Source organism: Nocardia gipuzkoensis (assembly GCF_021183645.1).
GTDB lineage: Bacteria > Actinomycetota > Actinomycetes > Mycobacteriales > Mycobacteriaceae > Nocardia > Nocardia abscessus.
This window is the reverse complement of record NZ_CP089225.1, coordinates 1,633,493-1,654,437: the sequence shown is the minus strand read 5'-3', so window position 1 is coordinate 1,654,437 and position 20,945 is coordinate 1,633,493. Positions and strand designations below refer to the sequence as shown.

1 protein-coding gene (cut by a window edge) is annotated in these 20,945 nt (G+C 71.3%); it reads left to right on the top strand.

Going from position 1 to position 20,945, the window contains the following annotated elements:
- Positions 1 to 25 precede the first annotated feature (25 nt).
- Positions 26 to 20,945: the 5' portion of a WXG100-like domain-containing protein gene (locus LTT66_RS07540; protein ID WP_233065481.1), read on the top strand. The gene runs 15,557 nt beyond the window's last position; 20,920 of the gene's 36,477 nt are visible here — the first part of the coding sequence; the start codon lies at positions 26 to 28; its stop codon lies off the right edge, out of view.

Here is a 20,945-nt window from a genome sequence, read left to right as displayed (position 1 = left end):
CACCGGGCGAACGAGGTAGCTGCCCATGGCCATCGAGCTGCCTGCCGCACTGAAGTACCTCGAGCCGATCGTCGGCATGGAGTGGCCCGAGGGCAACGAGGACCAGATGTGGGGCCTGGGCGGGGACTGGCGTACCGCCGCGTCCGAGTTGCGCTCGGTGATCCCCGACATCGAGGCGGCCAAGAGCGCGTCGATGACCGCCTATCCCTCGGGCGACGGCTACGAGGAGATGGTCAAGGCCTTCGACAGCTTCCTGACATTCAGCGGCAGCAATCCGCAAGAGGACCAGACGCTGTCGAAGCTGGCCGACTACTTCAAGGAGATCGGCGACGGTGCCTACGACGTCGGCACCGAGATCGAGTACGGCAAGCTGATGTACTGGTCGTCGCTGGCATTGCTGGCGGCCGAGCTGGCGGCGTCGTTCTTCTCCGGTCCGTTCAAGCCCGCGGTGGACGCGGCGGCGATCGCGCTCACCCGGATCGCGGTCCGGCTCATCGGCCAGCGGTTGGTGCAGGCGGTGATTCAGCGGGTCGGGCGGATCGTCGCGAACCGGTTCGTGCGGTTCCTGCTCAGGCATGTCGCGATCGACACGATCCTCGGCACCATGCAGGAGCTGGGCGTGCAGGCCTATCAGGTGGATCAGGGGCACCGCAAGAACATCAACGTCGAACAGGTCATCGTGACCGCCATCAGCTCCGCGGCGGGTGGCGCCGCGGCCGGACCGCTCGGCGAGAAGGTGGGCGATGCGCTGACCCGAAGGTTCGGTCCGGACTTCAATCCGTTCCTACACGGCGCGATCACCGGTACGACGGCGGGATTGGCCGGTGCGGGAGCGGGTTTCGTGGCCGCGACCGCGACGCAGTTCGGGTTCGACGTGGCCACGGACGGGCTGGACAAGGCGCTGCAGAACCTCGGGAACACCCCGGTCGACTGGCGCATGTTCACCGCGGGCGCCTCCAACGGCGCGATGACCAGCGTCGCCAAGGTCGGTTCCGCGCAGATGTGGAACAAGATCATGCCGACCACGATGAGCCGCCCGGATCTGGGAACTCGCCTGGACAATCTCTTCGCCGACGTGGGCGGCCCACGCGTGGGTTTCCGGCCCGACGGCGCGGGAACGCCCGGCGCGGGCGACGGCAGCGGCCTGGCTCCCGGCCCTGGGGTACAGAACCCCGCCGGTACGTCGAGCAGTCCGGGGGCGTCGAACGGTACGGGCACTCCTCGCGCCGGAATGCCCGCCGCGGCCGGGAACGGCACGAATACCTCGACGAGCCCCGCGAGCTCGGACACGTCGCGCTCCGGTGCCGCTGACGGCGCTACTTCGACTGACGGAGAACAGGTTTCGAACGCGGGCTCCGATGGGGCGCGGTCGGACGGGGACCAGGCCACGCGCAACGGTGAGCCCGACTCGGCGCAAGCGTCCGGTGAGTCCGGTGCCTCCGGCGAACGTGCGTCGTCGGGTGAGCGTGCGTCGTCCGGGGAGCAGTCTTCGTCGGGTGAGCGGTCCGCAGCGGGTGAGCAGTCTTCGTCGGGTGAGCGTGCGTCGTCCGGGGAACATTCCTCCTCCGGTGAGCGCTCCACGTCCGGCACCGGCGCGGGACTCGCCGACGAAGGAGGGCACGACCGCCAGGCCGGTGCCGACCGGTCCGAGGAACCGAATATCGCTGCGGGACAGCAGGACAGCGTCGCGGCGGGTGATCCGGCGGGCACGCAGCGCGGCACCGTCGACGGCGTGCAGAACCCGGAGACGCGGTCGGTGTCCGACACGCCGCCGACCGGCGCGACACCGGTCGCGGGCGCCCCGCTGACCGGCCCGGCGGCGACACCGCCCGCCGGGCCGACCACCACGAGTGCGCCTCCGTCGAGCGGTGTGGCGCCGGGGACCACATCCGCGTCGCCCGTTTCGCCCGGATCGAGCGACGCGCGGACCGGGCCGTCCGCGGACCCGCGCACCCAAGGGGCCACGACGGACGACGGAACGCGCAAGGCGCCCGTCGACCGGCCCCGGGCCGGTGTCGCGGACCGCACCGCCGCGACCGGTGACAGGGCCGCGGTGCAGGCGGGCAAGGCCGAGTCCGAGGCGCCGCGAGCCGAATCCAGGCGCGAATCCGGTGAGACCCGGCAGGTCGGGGATAGTCGGCCGACGGATGAGACGCTGCCCACGGGTGAGACCCGGCCGACCGGTGATACCAGGCCGACTGGTGAGACCAGGCCGACTGGTGAGACCCGGCCGACCGGTGAGACCCGGCCGACGGGTGAGGCGCGGCCGACCGGTGAGACGCGCCAGGCTGGTGCGGACCGGTCCGAGGGGGAGACGTCGCGATCTCGCGATACTCCCGAGTCCGAAGACAGCCGCCGCGACGACGCCGAACCGGTTCTGTTGCCGCTCGCCGGTGACTCCGGCGATTCCAGGACGGCGCGCCGTCCAGGTCCCGACACCGATGGCCCGGGTCGCCGGGATTCCGACGAGACCTCCCGGAACGATCCGGATCCCGACGTGCCACAGCAGGACCCGAGAAACCGCGGGGAATGCGCCCGGCTTTCGCTCGAGGAGATTCAGCAGGCCACCGGAAGCGACACCATCCGGCCGCCGGACGAACCGGTCGGCGAGAGTGGCATGTCACTGCGCGACATCCAGCAGGCCGCGGGCGGACGGCTGTGGGACTACCCGGACGGCGGACCGGACCAGTCCCGTCATCAGGGCGTCGCCGACGAACTGCTGCGCATGGCCGCGGGGATGGATCCGCGCGATGTCGCCGAAGGCCGTGGACCGCGCGCCCTCGTGGTGGACGAATACGCCGGCCCGGTGGACGAGCACGGAGTCGGCGCCCACGCCTACACCCTGACCGTGCGCATGAACCCGGACACCGGCGAATTCCGCATCGAGGTGTCCGATCCGGGGGCGGAGATCCGCAGGGGCTTCCCGCCGGACACACCCGCGGAACTCCGGGCGGTGTCGGCGATCCTGTTCGACGGTCAGGGCAAGGCGGTGCCGCCCAGCGGGTCCGACCCGCGGGTGCGACCGACCGACGACCGTCCGATCTACGGCCGCGACGGTGAGATCGCCGGTCGCCGCGGCGACGAGACGCCGAAGCAGTTCCGGGCGCGGATGCGGGCCGAGATGGCCGACATGCACTCCAGGAGGGAAGCCGAGCAGGCGCGGCGCCTGCGCGACCTGGTGGACCGCATCGATGATTCGGATCTGCCGGAAGGAGTGACGAAACGGTCGTTGCGGCTGCGGGCATCGCAGGCGGAATGGCATGCCCGCGAACACCGCAAGAATGCCGACACCTGGTGGCGGGTCGCCGGTGGGCGGCCCGCCGACGACGCTCCGATACCGCCGCGTTCGCCGTCCGACCCGGCGCCGGATCCGGCGCGCTCTCGCGACGGCTCGAATCAGCCGGAGCCGACACGGATTCCGCCGGGTGACCGCGATCCGGCCGCTCAGGACGAAACGCGGCGAGCGGCTGATCCGGTGCCGCCGCGCGACGCCGACGACGTGCCGGAGCCGGGCGATCGGAGGGTGGCGGCGCTGGACCGCAACGGTTCGGTGGACGAGGACGCCGCGCAGCCCCAGCGCGCCCGGACACTCGACGAGACACCGGACTTCCTCGGTGAATCCGACGAGGCCGAGCACCGGTCGGAGCACGGAGCAGGCGACGACGTTCCGGCCGGCATGTACCGCGACGCCGACGGACTGCTGCACAAGCTGGGTGATCGCCCCGACTCCTACCGTGATCCGGACGGCACGTGGCATCACCAGGATGACGCCCCGGACACCTACCGCGACGACACCTTCCGGTTGCGCGACGCGCTGAACAATGAATTCCTCCCCGATCATCTGACGAAGCGGCCCTACCGGTTCCTGGCCGATCCAGGTCCCGAGGACTCGTACACGGTGGTCGATGAGGTGATCGCCGGTCAGATCGCGAAGGTGGTCACCGAGCGGGCGACGTTGCAGAGCCAACGCGACACCGCCAACGACGCGGTCAAGCGGCACATGGCGGAGTTCGGGATCAAGAAGATCAGCGATCTGGCCGAGGAAAAGCTCCAGCCGCGAGTGCAGGCTCTGGAGACCGCGATCCTGGAGTCGTCGCTGAGCGATGCGGAGAAGCTGGCCAAGCTGGATCGCCTCGCCGAGATGGAGCGCAACGCGGCGGAGTTCAACCGGCTCGGTCCGTTGCTGGTGAACGCGTCGAAGACGTTCGGCGAGCTGGGCGGCAAGGCGTTCGCCCTCGATGCGGACGAGCGGCCGGGCGCCGTGCTGCTGTCGCCGTTCGACGGCGCGATCGATGGCGCCGATACCGTCGACATCGCGGTGCTGGTCCCCGGTGTGGACGGTGGGCCGCCCAGGCTGGTGGTGATCGAGGCCAAGGGTGTCGGTTCGCAGCTCGGCGGCTCCAAAGTGGCCGAGGCGCAGCAGGGTTCGCCGGAGTATCTGCGCCGCACGGCGGCGATAGATAAGAATCTGCGGCGAATTCTGACCGAGACGCCGGAGCAGATGCATGCGCGCGGCGTCGATCCGGACAGTGCCGAAGGGCGGGCGCTGCTGCGGGCTCGTGAAGAACTGCTCGCGGCGCATCGGGACGGCACGCTAGAGGTCGAATACCACCTGGTGCACGTCGCCAAGAACGGGGATGTGACCGTCAGCGAGTTCAATCTCGAACGCGACGGTGCGCTCGTGCGGATCGACGTCATCGGCGGCATCGAATCACCCGCGCTGGTGCGGACGCCGAATCAGATGCCGCCCGCCGCCCCGGCCCGTGATGCGAACGCCGCTGCCCCGGCCCGTGATGCGAACGCCGCCGCCCCAGCGCGTGACACCGCCCCAGCACGTGACTCCGACCCAGCCCGTGACGCCGACCCAGCCCGTGACGCCGACGAATCGGCAAGTGATGCAGACGAATCGGCTCTTCCCCCGCAGGACGGCGACAGCGACGCGGCGGCCGCTCGCGACGCCGACCTGCTCGGCGTACCTGGCGAGGACGACTGGTCGCGTCTGAATCCGGAAGAGGTCGGTGCGCGGCTGCAGGAGCACCTGCGCACCGAGATGGGCGATCCCGACTTCGAGGTCTTCGGGTTCGACCTGCCCGGTCTCAACCCCGAGGTGGTGCGGGAATACGCCAGGGCGATGGTCGATCTGGTCGCCCGGTTCCCGAGCGCCGACCTGCGCAGCATCGGGATCGGTGGGTTGCCGCCCCAAGTGATCGGCATGGCGCAGCCGCGGCTGGACGCCTCCGGCCGTATGTTCACCGAGTCGATCATCCTCAGCTACGACCATGCGACCGGTGCGCAGACCTTCCGCGACCGGATGCAGCTCGGTGTCGACAACGGCCGCTTCTCGCCAGAGGTGCTGCGGCGTCCGGTGCGGGCCGTGGTGGCGCACGAATATGGGCACGCGCTGGATTACGCGAGTCAGCAGAGCGCTCGTCATCGGGCCGAGGAATTCCTGCACGAGCGCTATCGGGACGACGACACCCGCCCTCCGGATCTCGGTTTCGAGGACTGGCTGCACCAGCTCAGCGGCCACAGCTTCGACCGCGACGGCAATCTGCGGCCGGAGGAGGCGCTTCCCGAGGCGTTCGCCGATCACGTGCTCCGTGGCGACGATGACGGACCCGCGAGCGCTCCCGCCCGTGCGCTGCACGACCTGCTGACCCGGTTGGCCACCGAGCCGCCGGACACCGGTGACGCGCCTTTGTCGCTCGAACCCGACCACGTCGACCTGCCGAGCGATGGACGTATTGGTCCGCCGCGAGCTACCCCCGAACCCGACGATCCGGACGGTGGTCCGGAGCCGGGCGACCGCAAGGTCGCGCCATTGGCGCGCAACGATTCCGACGACGAGGCGGCGAAACCCCCACGGGCCTCCGCCGCCGACGGCGGGTCGAACAAGCCGCCCGCCGATCCGCCCGCCCGTACGCCGGACGAACCGGAGGACGGCGCGAACAACCGCGACGACGAGTCGGCGGCGAACGAGCCGTACCAGGTACAGGTGTGGCCGCCGCCCGAACAGGGTGGCGACGGCACGGACCGGACGAACGGTGACGAGCCGTCGAACGAGGACGGCGCGCGGCATCCGCTCGATGTCGCCGCGGCGACGGATTGGGCGAACCGCGAGTACGACCGGATGCTGGCCGAACGCCACCGGCTCACCCGCGAAATGGAGTTCTGGCAGGCCAAGCGCGACGACCGGATCACCAGGCTGATGGACGTTTCCGATCCGGAACGGGCGCTCGGCACGCGCGAATCACTGGCCGACACGATGCGGCGGCTGGACGAGGCGGCCGCCCGCCGGACCGTCGACATCGCTCCGCTGGGCGAGGACGCCGGCAGGCAGGTCAGCGAACAGCGCTCGGCCGCCGATCGCGCGCGGCGGCTGCGGGATCTGAACAAGCTGGAGGAGGCCGCCCAGCACGTCATCCAGTTGCGCGAGCGGATCGCGGCCGTCGACAGTCAGCTCCGAGAATTGGTCCGCGACGGCGCCGTCGAGGGCAGGCCGCTGCTGGCGGAGACCCTCGCCGAGCAGCATCGAGCGGCCGCCGAGCGCGCCCGCGAGCTGCTGCGGATCAAACCGCGGCGCGGCATGCGGGACGATCTGGCCCAGCGGCTCGGCCTGGTGGACGAGCAGGGGATGGTCGACGAGGCCGCCCTGGGCCCGGATCGGTTGGCGGAGAGTGTCGAACGGCTCGGGGCCGATCATCCCGACCGGTCCGGCGAGATCGGCATGCTCGACCAGGTGGGCCGCGAGGTCAACGAGGCGCACAACCGGATCGGCCGGATCCAGGATCGGATGGCGCAGCTGGCGGGCGCCGGGCGCCGGGACATCGAGGCCGCCGGGGGCCGGATGGAGACCGACTGGGTCGGCGTGGTCGACGGTGACCCACCCCGGATCATCGTCTACGGTCCGCGGGAACCGTTGCCGGCCCCGGTCCATCGGGGCATGAGCGACCACGATCTGGCGCTGCAGCATGCCCTGCACACCTCCGAAGCCGTGGTGCGCGCGATGACGCGGCCGGACGTCACGGTGGAGTACCGCCGGGTCACCTCCAACCGAGTCGGCGACTGGACGATCGATGGTGACCTGGCCGGGCCGATGCTACGTCACGCGGGCGGCAGCTTCGGGGCGAGAGAACGGGCCACGCCGCCGCGCGGCCTGGACATGGCGATGTGGCGGGCCGCGAACGGGGAGTGGCAGCAGGTCGATCCGTCCCGGCCGGACTGGCAGCAGAACCGTCGCGGGGTGGCCGAGCACGACTACAAGGGTCGCGACCTGCCGGAAGGTGTCAGCAGCTGGGCCGTGGACCAGATCCAGGCGACAGTGCACGACTGGCTCGCCGACCCGCCGCCGCCCGACCCGGCACCGCGTGATCCACACAGCCCACCGCCGCCGGAGCCGGTGAACCAGGATCTGCTGCCGCACATCGTGGGTGGCGGATCACCGGTCAACCCGAACAGCATCCCCACCTACGAAATGCCGTTCGCGGACGCGATCTCGCAGGTGATGCGGGTGATCATCGAGACGGCGAAGCTGTCGGGTTTCACCTGGTTCGCCGATCGGGACAACCCGGGCCGGCTGCGCCCGGGCTTCAAGGGCCATCCGTGGTTCCGCGCTCCGAAGTCCGAGCACCAGCCGTTCGTCCGTCCCGTCGAGCCGGACGATGTCACCGACGACCGGGGCACCCCGGAGCAGTTGCGCGATCGGGCGCGGCAGCGGCGCGAGGACTGGGCTCGCGTCCAGCACTGGACGGACCAGCAGTACCAGCGTTTCCTCGGTGACGCCGACGACGTGGACCGGATCGCCGAGCGGGTGCGCGAGCAGCACCAGCGGGAGCGCGACGCGGCCGCGCGGGAGGTCATCGATGTGCTCCGTCGCCGCGTGCTGCCGCATGCCGCGCTCGACCCGACGGGTGACCTGGACGCGCAACTGAACCGGCTGCGGGACGCCATCGACGTGGCGGACTCGGTGCTGGAGCGAGAGTTCGGCGGCCCGCTCGATGCGGAGCAGCGACGGCGAATCCTCGGCGATGTCGTCGACATGATGGTCGAGGGTGCGGACGCCGATGCCCTGCGCGCCGCCCTGAACGACCACATGCGCACGCGGACGCCCGATCTCACCGCGGACGACCTGCGGCAGATCAAGAAGCTGCTGATGGAGGACGAGCTGTTGATGCTCGATCCGGACACCGGGCAGCTCGAATGGCGGCAAGTGGATCGGCTGGCCCATGTCGCCGAGGCGTGGGCCCGGCTCGCCGACGGCGACCCCTTGCCCGAGGACTTCCGGCTCGTCACCGACGCGCACGCGTGGTCGGAGCTGGCGCGGAGGTTCCGCGAGGAGAGCGACTACAACGTCACGTGGCACGAGATCTACGAGGCTGTAGCGCGGCTCGAGGGGCCGCACTGGGACGATCGGCGCCCACCGCTGTCGGATTGGCGCGCCGACATCCCGTACGCGCCACCGCTGCCCGCCCATCTGGCCGACGCGCCACAACCGGAAAGCTCTGCCGCGCAGCGGCCTCCGGGTACGGACCCGGCGCTGGAGGACATGCTCACCGAGCTCGAGGCGACGGTCGAGCGGATGCGTCAGATGGACGCGGAATGGGAAGCCGCGTCCCACCCTGGGCCGAAGTCGCCGGACGAGTCGGGCGTTCGGCCGGATTCGGATGCCGAGCCGCCGCCGCGAGATGCCGTGCTGGACGGGATGCTCGCGAATCTGGAGGCGACGGTCGAGCGGATGCGCCGGATGGACGCGGAGGCGAGGGCTGCGCTGGATCCGGTGCCGGAGACCGGGGCGGATGTGCCGGAAGGTTCTGGCTTGCGTCGTGATCCGGACGCGGAGCCGGTGCGGGATCCGGTGCTGGAGGGGATGCTCACCGAGCTCGAGGCGACAGTTGAGCGGATGCGCCGGATGGATGCGGACTGGGAGGCCGCCGAGGCCGCGCGGGACCAGGCGCGTCGGACCGACTCGGCACCGCGGGACGAGCCCGGGGAGGACGGTCCCGAAGCCGCCGGCGGGGTGCGACCGAGCGGGCCTCCGTCCGATCCGCCGTCGACGCCGGGGCGGGCGGCGGACGAACCGAGCACGCCGGATCAGGCGCGGCGTCCGGATGGTTCCTGGCGTCCCGATCCGGACGGGCCGATCGATGAGCGGCCCGATTTCCTCGGTGCACCCGACGACTCGCTAGGCCGCGACGGGGATGTCCTGTTCGAGGGCGATCTGCCGGAGGGCGGGGCACCGCTCTACCGCGGCATCCCCCGATTGCTGCCCGACGGCTCGGTCAATCCGGCCTACACCGAGGCGGTTTCGGGCCGCGCGGTGCCGCGGGGAACCGTGAGCCTGTCCGCCGAAGAGCACATCGGTCAGCGTCGCGCCGCGGAGAGCGACACCACGTCGTGGTCGCGCACGCGCTCTTCGGCGGAGGCTTTCACCAACGGCGACGGCGTGATCCTGGAATGGCGCACGGGGCTGCCGCCGGAGGGCGCGTCGTGGAAGTTCAAGCCGATCTTCGACCTGCCGGACCAGTTCGCCCAGGTGCTCATCCAGGGGACGCTGCCCGACGCGCGGGCCATCAGATACCTCAGCGAGGACGCGAATTTCGAGCCGGTCGCGCAGCAGAACGCGGATCAGCAGACGGGCGACACCGCGACGCCGCACCGCACACCGGACGCGGACTCCGCGCCGCACGCTCGCGACGTCGAACTGCTCGGCGCACCGGCCGGCGACGAGTGGTCGCGACTGAGCGCGGCCGAGGTCGGCGAGCGGCTGCGCGAGCACCTGCGGCAGGTGACGGGGAATCCCGAATTCGAGGTGTTCGGTTTCGACGCGGACGGCGTGCATCCCGAGGTGGTACGGGAATTCGCCAGAGCGATGGTCGATATGGCCGACCGTTTCCCGAACGCCGCCGTGCGCAGCGTCGGGCTCGGAGAACTGCCGCCCAAGGTGATCGGGGCGGCGCGGCCCCGGATGGACCCGGTCACGGGCCGCGTGTTCACCGAATCGATCGTCCTCAGCAGCGACTACGCGAGGAGCGCGGAGGGTTTCCGGGAGCGGATGCGCGAGGGTGTCGACCGATACGGGCACTCGCCGACCACGTTGCGCCGCGCGGTCTACGCCGCGGTGGTGCACGAATACGGCCACGCGCTCGACCACGCGGGACAGCAGGCCGCCCGGCACCAGGTGGAGGACGCCTACCTGGCAGGGCGCTACGGCGAAGAATGGCTGGGGCAGCTCAGTGGCCACAGCTTCGATCGCGAAGGCCTGCTGCGTCCGGCCGAGGCGCTGGCCGAATCCTTCGCCGAGGTCGAACTGCGCAAAGCCCTCGCCGCGGACGCCCTGCGCGGCGTGCGGCCCCTCGGCGCGGCCGAATTGGGGCTGCACGAGCTGTTGACCCGCAGCACCGAGAACCCGCCCGAGACCGAGCATCGGCCCGATGCCTCCGAACCCGACTATTTGGGACCCGAAACCACGCCGCTTCCCGGTGATTTTGATGCGACACTGCTGGGCGCCCCGGCCGCCGACGAGTGGTCGCGGCTGAGCCCGGCGGAGGTCGGGCAGAAGCTGCGCGACGACCTGCGCCGGATGACCGACAACCCCGAGTTCGAGGTGTTCGGCTTCGACCGCGACGGTCTCAACGCGGAGGCGGTGCGCGAGATCGCCCGGGCGATGGTCGACCTGCACGGCCGGTTCCGGCAAGTCGACATCCGCCGTATCGGGATCGGCGAGCTGCCGGGCAAGGTGATCGCGGAGGCGAACTCCGGATACGACAACGGACACGCCTTCACCAAGTCGATCACGGTGAGCGCGAAATACCTCGCGAGCGCTCAGGGCTTGCGGCAGACGATGAACAACCGGGTCGACGACGGGCTGTACTCCTCGGCCGTCCTGCGGCGGCCCGCGTACTCGATCGCCGTCCACGAGTTCGGGCACGCGCTGGAGGACGCGGGTGACAACGCGGCCAGGGGCGGAGCCGAGGACCAGCTGCTCGACCACTACATGGACAACCACCCGGACAACCGGACGATGGACGGTTTCCTGGACTGGTTGCGCAGCAACCTCAGCGGCTACAGCCTGACGTCCAGCGGACTGGACTCGTCGGAAGCGTTGGCCGAAGCGCTGGTCCAGGTGGTTGCGCACGGCCGCGACAATGTGGCCGAGCCCGTCCGGATGCTCTACGACCGGTTGATCGACGCGGTCGAGGGTGACGCGCGGCTGCTCGGCGCGCCGTTCGACGACGAGTGGTCGCGGCTGGGCCCCGCGCAGGTCGGGGAGAAGCTGCGGGACACCTTGCGGCGGATCACCGGCAATCCCGACTTCGAGGTTCGTGGCTTCGACCGGGACGGCCTCGATGCCGAGGTGCTGCGGGAATACGCCCGGTCCATGGTCGAGATGTTCGAGCGGTTCCCGCGCGCGGACCTGCGCCGGATCGTCATCGGCGACCTGCCGCGCGGTGTCTTCGCCGAAACCGGGCAGATGATCGAGCGTGGCAACCTGAGAGTGTTCGCGGACGATCTGCTGCTCAACGCGCACTACGCCGCGAGCGCGACGGAATTCCGCAAGGACGTGGAGAAGGGCGTCGAATCCGGGTGGCTCCAGCCGAGCGCCGCGCGCAGGCCCGTCCATGCGATGGCGCTGCACGAGTTCGGCCACATTCTCGACATCACCAGCAGCGGTTACGCCCGGCGCAGACTCGACGCCGCGCTGCTGGGCCACTATCTGTCCAAGCAACTGGGCGCGCCGACCACCGAGGGCTACCTGGCGTGGCTGAAGGACAATCTCAGCGGGTACAGCCTCGACAAGTCCGGACTGCTCAACCCGGCGGAGGCGCTGGCCGAGGCGTTCGCCCAAGTGGAATCGCGTGGCCGGGGGCGGGTCAGCGAACCCGTGCGCGTGGCCTACGACCTGCTGCGTGACGCGGTCGCCCGTGGTGGTCACCGCGGGTGGCTCGGCCGGTTCCTCGACGGGCTCCGGCTGGAGCGGTTCATTTCCCGCAACGAGCCGGGCGGGGTCGAACGGAGTGCCGCCGAAGCCCCGGGCGCGCCTGAGCGGCACCCGATCCGGGTGGAGGAGGGGCCGCCCAGGGACGGGGACGAACCGCGACGCGAACCCGGCGCACCGCACGCCGAACCCGCCGAGCCCGAAAGCCTCGGCGCCGACGAACTCTTCGCTCCCGGCGCCGATGAGCCCGTCGCTTCCGCCGCCGACGAGACCGGCGCCCGCGACCTCGTGCGCGCGGACGAAGGGCAGCCGGCAGGCTGGCAGTACCGGCCGATCGACGTCGCCGCGGCCGAGGTGCGGGAAGTGCTGGCGCGCAGCGAGATCGGCAGGCAGGCGCTCACCCGGCTGCGTGATCTCGGCGCCGCGATCCGGTTCGAGGAACCCGGCGACGGTCCGGGACTGCCGGACGGGTTCGACGGGCGGACGATGGAAGTGTTCATCGGCACCCGTGGGCGCGACCAGCTGGCGCAGGCGGCGGCGGTCGTGCGCGCAGCGGAGCTGGCCAGAGCGGTCGTCGAGGGCAGGCTCGAGGTGACCCCGGCCCGCATCCGCGAGCTGGACCGGGCCGATCACGTCGCCGCGCGCGTGCGCGTGGAGGCCGAGGCGCTCGGCCGCCAAGCCGAATTCCACCGTGAGATGCGCGAAGCCGGTTACGACCCGCACGGCGGGCCGGTGCGCGATCTGGTCGATGCCGCCCAGCGCAGCGCGCTGGAATCGGCCTATCTGGACGCCTTCGACGCGACCGGGGGCGTCGATCGGACGGACGGCCCGCCGGTGGGCGAGCCGTCGCGCCAGGCGATCCGGGACGCGGAGGCGGCCCGGTTCACCGCTCGGCGAGACGCGGTGGCCGCGGAGGTCGACGCGGCGCGTGCCCGGCGCACGGAGGCAATGCGCGGCCTGGCGAGCGAAGCGGATGTGCGAACACGAGCCGCGCTGACCGACACACTGGAGCGGTTGCACGGCCGGACCACGCGCGTCGACCAGTTGCGGGTCTGGCAGGACCGGCTGGCAGAGCTGGAGCGGGCGGCGCTGCGGGTGATCGACCTCGAGGAGCTGCTGGCCGGGGCCGACGCGCAGTTGCGTCACGTGCTCGACGCGGGTTCGGCGGCACGCCGACCGGATTCGACACCGCACCTCGAACAACGGCGCGCGGCGGGCGTGGACGCGCTGCTGGCCGACCCGCGGTTCGATTCGCGGGAGGACCCGCGCGACGGATTGAGCGCCCGGCATGAAGCGGGCGAGGAGTGGGACGCCGCGCACCGCCCGCGTACCTCCGAGGAATACGCTCCCTCCGATCTCGCGACGGCCCGCGAGCTGGCGCGACTCCAGCGGTCGGAGTCGGCCGCCATGCGCGAGCTGTCGCGCATCGAGGCGGACTGGGATCGTGCGTTCCGGCGGCTGAAGAGTGCCTACAACCTGCCCGACGACGAGATCCCCTCCACCCGGCAGGAAATCCTCGACCTGTTCCGGGAACGGTCCGAGCGCATCGACATCTGGAACGGCACCAGCTACGTGCTGCTGCTCGCGGAACTGACCGCTCAGCACGCGCGGGTGAGCGCGGACCGAGCCAGGCTCCTCGGCGAGATCACCGATGTCGTCGTGCGGGACCTGTCGGATCGGGCGGCCCGCGCCGGTGATCCGCCACCCACCGGCATCCGCGTCCACCTCGATGAATCCGGTGTCGCGCAGGTACTCCGCGATTCCGCCGACGCGCCCGCGACAGAACCCCGGACCGATCCGCCTCGGCGCCGGGCAGAGGAGACCTACCCGCTGACGATCACCGAGCACGCGGGCAACATGCTCGACCGGGCGTTGCGCGCACTGTACGGCACTGATCAGGGTAAATGGGCTGCCGACCTGCTCGGTCGGCTCGGTGTGGACATCCGGTTCAGCACCGATCCCGAGGCGAGCATCGTTCGTCTGGACAGCGGCCGCTACGGCCTGCGCCCGGCCGCGGGCTACGACCCGGTCACCAATACCGTCGTGCTCGAATCCGACGGCGGCGCCGACCGGCACGCCGCGGAACTGATCCGGGCGGCACGGCTGGCCGAGCAGGTGAGCGAAGCCGCGGGCGAACCGCTGGCCCGGCTGGCCATGTCCCGCGACGAGTACGTCGACCTGATGCTGGATCGGATGGCCGAGGCGTACGCCCTGATGTACGCGGGGAACGCGGATTTCACCGGCAAGATCGATCTGCACCGGATCGGCGTCGACGACCTGGAACGCGCCTACGCCAAGGCTTACGACGACGCGCTGAAGTACGCGGAGAAGACGTACTGGAAGTCCGGCGTCGTCCGGTCCTACCCGCTCTACCACCGGGCCGCCTTCCGCGCCGGTGTGCGCGCCGTGCGCGAGCATCTGAACAACCTCGGCCCGATGGTCGACTGGCGCAGCTACGGCGACCACTTCGGCGCGGCGTGGGACCGCGCGCACGGCATCGTGCCGGCCGACCGCACCGCCGGAACCGATACCCCGGCGCCCCGCGAGGACACCCGGGCCCGCGTCGCCGAGCGCGCCCGGCATATCGCGCTGGAGATCGAATCCCTGCGCGAGCTGCGCGATCTGGGCGAGTACGTCCCGGTCAGCCCGGCCGAGCGCGCGTACACCGAGGCGTACGACAAGGCGTACACCAAAGCCGACAAGGCGCATCGCCGCAACCCGGCGGCGGCGCCGCCCGAGGAGGTCGCCTACCGGGCGGGCCGCGAGGCGGTCCGCCGCTATCTCGGCCGGGTCGGAGTGGACAACGCCGAGATCGCCTTGGACGTCGTCCGTGCCGCGGGAAATCACGACGAGTCGCGGTGGGGTCATCCGAAGCCGCCGGAGGACGGGATCGCGCCGGACTCCGATGATCTCGCCGATCTGCCGAACCAAGAGATCGGCCGTCCCGACGACGCCGACCTCGCGCGGCGCGTCCTCGATCAGGAATTCGACAGCGAGCCGCGGCCCGAGCGGCTCAGCGACCGCGTCGCGCGGTATCCGGCCGACTCGGAGCCGGGGCGGCGTCCACGCCTGGTCGTGGTCGCCGAGCCCGGCCGGCACATCGACGCCCTGCGCGAACTGGCGGCGAGTCACCCGGAACTCGCCGATGTGCTCTGGGACCGGTCGCACTATCTGGACTACCGCGAGGCGGTGCGCGGGGCCGGTGGCCTGCCGACCATGCACCACATCACGGTCACGGCGGCGGAGGGGCAGTACCGCCACCCGAGCACGGACGAGGCGCGCACGCAGATGCTGGCGCATTATCTGCGCTACCGGGCGGAAGGACGGACCCGTCTCGGGTTCGACGAGTGGCTGAAACAGTTGGGCTCCGAGGCGTTCTACACCTCCGAAGACGCCGAGCGGGCCCGCGGCACCCGCCGCCAGGGCCGGCATGTGCCCGGCAGGCTGGTCGAGGGCTTCCACGAGGCGGGACATCGCACGGCGGCCGACGCCGACCCGCCGCTGACGCCGCCGCACCCGGCCGAGGTCGCCCACCGGTTGTACACCCGCCAGATCCCGTTGCCGGGCGATCCCGGCATCCGCCGCCCGTCCCATCACCAACTGGAGGTCTTCCAGGTCGGGGCAACGCATCTGGGCATCCATCTGGAACCCGACGGCAACGGCGGCTGGCGTGTGCCCGCTCCGGTGTCGACCGGATCGAACTCCGACGTGCTGGCCATACATCTGCAGGGTTTGGCGGCGCCGGATCGCAAGAAGCTGGTCGCCCGGATCGTCGAGCTGCTCAACGACGGCTCGGCGGACCTGTCGGATCGCAGTCAACCGCGCAGCAGGTTCGGCCGGTTCATCGATCGGCTCACGCCGGGCAGGCCGGGGCCGTCGGAAGGCGATGGACTCCACCGCGACGATCGGTCCACCGAGGGCGACCACCCGAACCTCGACCGGGACCGGATGGCCGGCGAGTCCGCGCGCGCGGCGCATCCACCCGAGGACATCGCCGCGGACCTGCCCGATACCGAGGTGCTCGGCGTCCCGGGCCCGGACGAGTGGTCGGCGTTGCGTCCGCAGGAGGTCGGCGAGCGGCTGCAGAATCTGCTGCGCGAAGCCATGGACCAACCCGAGTTCGAGGTGTTCGGCTTCGACCTGCCCGGCCTGGACCCCGAGGTGGTGCGGGAATACGCCAGGGCGATGGTCGACATGTACCAGCGGTTCCCGCACGTCGACCTGCGCGGTGTCGGCATCGGCGATCTGAAACGTGGCGAACTCGGGTGGGCCGACGGGCAGATCGACCAGGTCACGAAGGCGGTCTTCACCAGGGCGATCGTCTTCAGTTACGAGCACGCGACGAGCGCGCGGGGCTTCCGTGCCGCGGTGCACAACGCCGTCGGCAACGACCAGATCAAGCCGATGATGCTGCGGCGGCCCGCCTATGCCGTCGCGGTGCACGAATACGGTCACGCGCTCGATCACGCCGGCGGCCTGGCCGCCCGGATGCGGGCGGAGCGTCTGCTGCTCGAGCTGGCCGCCGAGGACCCCGACGGCGATTTCGGCCAGTGGCTGCGGGAACTCAGCGGATACAGCCTCGACGACGAGGGCCTGCTGAACGATCACGAGGCGGTGGCCGAAGCGTTCGCCGAGGTCGTGATGCGCGACCAGCTGGGCGAGGGCCCGGCGAGCAAACCCGTGCGCGCGCTGCACGACCTACTGCTGCGGCACGCGGAGAATCCGGTCGGGGCCGACGGCGACGTCGACGCGCCGACCAACGACCGCCTGGTGCTGGACACCCCCGACGACCAGGTCCGTGATCTGCTCCGCCGGACCGACTTCGGCAAACAGATCCTGGCGAGCCTGGACAACGGCCCGATCCGCACTCGCTTCGAAGAAACCGCGCCGGACGGGCGGACCGGCGAGTTCCGGCGCCGCGAGCTGGCGGCGCTGGCCTTCACCTCGGGCAACTCGCATGTGCGGCAGGCGCTGACCCTGGCGCACGAATCGCTGCACGCGCAACGTCATCTGCAGCGCACGACGCCGAACACACCCGAGCGCGTCCGCGCGATGACGCGCCAGGAGTTCGTCGACGCGATGGTCGAGGAGGAAGCCGCCGCCGGCGGCAGGCACTTCCGGCTGGCGGCCGAACTGCGGCAGCTCGGCTACGAGATCGCGGAGCATCCGCTCGAGCAGCACTACCGGGAGGCGTTCGAACAGGAACTGGCGGACCGGGGTTGGGACAATGCGGGCACGCGCGCCGAGGCCCACGATCGCGGCGTCGCGGCGCTGCGCGAGCCGCTCGGCCGGACCGAATGGAACAACGGCCGGAACTACGCCGACTACTACGGCAACATCTGGGACGAGGCCAATACCGTCCGGGACGGCGCGGCGGAGGCGGGCAGGCACCATCCGTTCTCGCCGATGACCGCGGACGAACTGTGGCAGGGTGCGCTGAACCGTCAGGACGCGCGGCTGCGGGCGCGCGAGGCTGCCGCGGAGTTCGCCCGACAGGCCGAAGCGGTGTTCGGCGACGGCACACGTGCGGTCTCGCGCTCGGAGATCGAGCGGGCGCTGCGGGCGGCCGAGGCCGAGCTGGACACGACCACCCAGGGCGACCGCGGCGCGCAGCTGCGGCGCAGGCAGCACGATCTGCGCGTGCTCGCCGACCTGGCGGATCTGCGGGACCAGGCCGAGACCCGGCTCGAGGGACAGCGGCGCAGCCTTGCCGCGCTGGCCGCGCGTGGCGTGCTGGGTGCGGCGGTCCGCGGCGAGCCGGGCGCCCGGGTGCTCACCGATCACCTCGCCTATATTCCGGGCGAGCCGGACCGGCTGGTGATCGCCGCGGAAGCCGGTGACCAGCAGCGGGTTATGCGGGACGCCGAACGCGACCCGTTCGCGGCCGCGCTGCTCGGCCGCGACGACGTCGACCGCAGGTTCCTCGCGGTGGAGATCGACGACTTCGGCCGCGTGCTGGTCCGGGCGGCCGTCGAGCCGGAGCCGATCGCGCCGAGCGAGCCGATCGGCGCCGCCACGCCGCGCGACCTGGCCGCGACCGCGGCGGCCGAGCGGACCGCGAAGCTTCGCGCGGAGCTGGCCCGGACCGAGATCGGCAGGCAGATCGATCGGACGCTGACCACGCACAAGGTGCGGATCGAATACGAATCGGGTGCGCCGGATCGCTACTATCCGGCGCAGCGGCGGCTGGTCCTCGATCCCGGGCTGACCGACACCGAGCAGATGCTCGCGCTGGTGCGTGGTGGCACGCTCGCCGACCTGGCCCACGCGCCGGACATGCCCGACGCCGCGAGCGTCCGGACGCAGTCCTCGCGCCGCGATTACGTCGGCGCGATGCTCGATCTGGAGACCGCGGCGCGTCTCATGGAGTTCGCCGCGATCCGCGAGCTGCGGGCCAGGCACGACATCCCGGAAACCGAGCTCGAGCGGGTGTACACCGAGGCGTACGACGCCGCGTACGCGGCCGCCGAAGCGGCCGAGCCGAACGCCTGGCCCGAGCAGCACGAGGATCAGGCGCGCGAGGCCGCGTTCGAGGCGCTGCGTCCGTTGCTGGACGCCCAGCCCCTCGGACCGGACCGGACCTACGCCGATTTCTACGGCGACGCTTGGGATGCCGCCCATGGTGAGCGCTCGTTCGACCAGATCGTGGCGGAGGCGCTGGCCTCGGGCGAGGCCGAGGTGACCGTGCTGCGCGAGGGCGATTCGGTGCACAGCGCCCGGCGCGTCGAGCTGGTCCGGTTCGGCAACGGCACCGAACTGATCCGCAAGCTCGTCGTCAACCCGCGGCACGCCGTCGCCGAGGTGCTGACCGGGGTGCTCGGACGCGCCGTCGACGCGCCGGTGCCCGAGTCCGTGCTGCACGAGCCCACCGTCGTATACCAGCGGGTGATGGCGGGTGAACCGGCCGCGGATCGGCATCGCGACTTCGCCGATCCGCACGAACTCGGTTACGCCGATTCACTTCCCGGCCGCGCCCTCGGGCTGCTGGACACGCTCGTCCGCCTCCCGGATCGGGATCGTCTCGGATGGCTCGCCGGGCCGGACCGTCAGCTCGCCGGTATCGGTCACAGCCGTTCCTTCGAGAACAGCGCCGAGGCACGCGATGCCGTGAGTCCGTTCGCCGAGGGATTCCTCGGCCGCGACGACCACGGAAACGTCCGCTACCGAGACAACGCGCTCACCCGTGAGGCCGTCGACATCCTCACCGAACGGGTCGCCGCGCTGCGGCCGGAGTTCGAGCGCTACGGCCGCGCCGAATGGCACGACCTGGTCATGGAACGGCTGGCGCAGGTGCGTGAACGCGCACGCGACGTCGCCCCGGCCTTGCCGCCGTCCGAGCCGCCGGACTTCACCAGGCCCCCCGGCGGCGACGGCCACACCGTGGTCCGCGAGTTCACTAAGGTCTATTTCTTGCGCGGTCCCGACGACTACGGCATCTACGCCACCGTCGACAGCGAGGGTGTTCTGCGCGTGCGTATGCACCCGAAGACCGAGCCTGCCGACCGCGCCACCATGTTCCGCGACGCGATGGACGAACTCGGGCACCTGGTGACCGAGATCCGGGGCGAGTGGCACCGGGAAGGCGATCCCGCCGCCGACGGCACCGATCTCTACCGGACGCCCGAGGAAGCGGTGCTCGATACCTTCCTCGCTCAGCTGGCCGCCGAACACGGTTTCACCGAAGTCCGCGTGGAGGCAGCCGGTCCCGGCGACAACACCGCGCCCACTCTGCGTTTCACCGAGCCCGAGTTCTCCGGTGCGGATACCCGCGCGACGCCGCACGACGCCGAATCGCCGCGGACCGACAACGAGAACCAGCAGGAACCGGCCCCGGACGACGCGGCGGAGGCCGGCCAGCCGGAGCGCACGGCGAACGAGGTTCGCAGCGAAGAACTGTGGCAGCTGAGCCGGATCGACGTCGCCGCGACCGAGGTCTGGCACCTGCTCGAACACTCCGCCGTCGGTCGCGAGGCGGCGCGGGTGCTGCGCGCGGAGGGCGCCCGGGTACGGTTCGCCGACCTCGGCGACGAGATCGGCGAGGCCGACGCCTTCGACCGCCGCACCATGGACATCCTGATCGACACCCATGACCGCGGGCAGGTGGAGCTGGCGAGCGAACTCGTGCGGCTGGCCGCGCTGACCGAGGCGATCCGCGCCGGAGAGGTGGAGGTCACGCCCTCCCGGATCCGGGGAACGACGCGCGAGGAATATGTCGCCGCCCAGTTGCGCGCCGATGCCGTGGCGACCGGCAGGCAGGCGGAATTCCTCCGTCAGCTGGAGGACGCCGGGTATCCGGGACGGCCGACCGCGCTCGCGCCGGTCGAGGTGAACTACCAGCGTGCGGTGCGCGAGCAGTACCTCGACGCCTACGACGCGGCGGTGTCCAGTGCTCAGGAGGCCGATCCGGCGCTGGACGCCGAGCGATTGCGAGAGCTGGGACGGGCGGCGGGCGTCGACGCGCTGCTCGCCGGTGACCTGTTCGACGCGCCATGGTCCGCCGAGGAGAGCACCAGCGCGCGCAGTGCGCACGGCCGGGACTGGGACGCCGCCCAGCAGCACGAACGCGCCGCCGACGAGTACCGGCCCGCGACCGGGGAGGCCGCGCGCGACACGCAGGAACTCGTGCGCAGGCACGCGGCCCACACCAGGGAGATCGGCCGCATCGACGCGGTGTGGGACCAATTGGTCCGCGGGCTCGACGGATTCGATCCCGAGAACAACGTCTTCGACCGCCGGGCGCTCGCCCAGGATCGCCCGGCTGTGCTCGCGCACCTGCGCGACCTCGCACGCGTGCGCGGTGAGCTCGGCGAGCAGCAGCGGTCCTTGTTCGACACTCAGGTGCGGGTGCTGAGCGAACTGGCCGCCGATCGTGCGCGCGCCGTCGCGGTGCGGGACCAGGTCGCCCTCGAGCTCGCGGCGCGCGTCGGGCACGACCTGATGGACAGGCAGGTTCGCGAAGCCGGTGGCAGCTGGCGCACCGACCGGGTGGCGTGGCTGCCCGGATCACCGC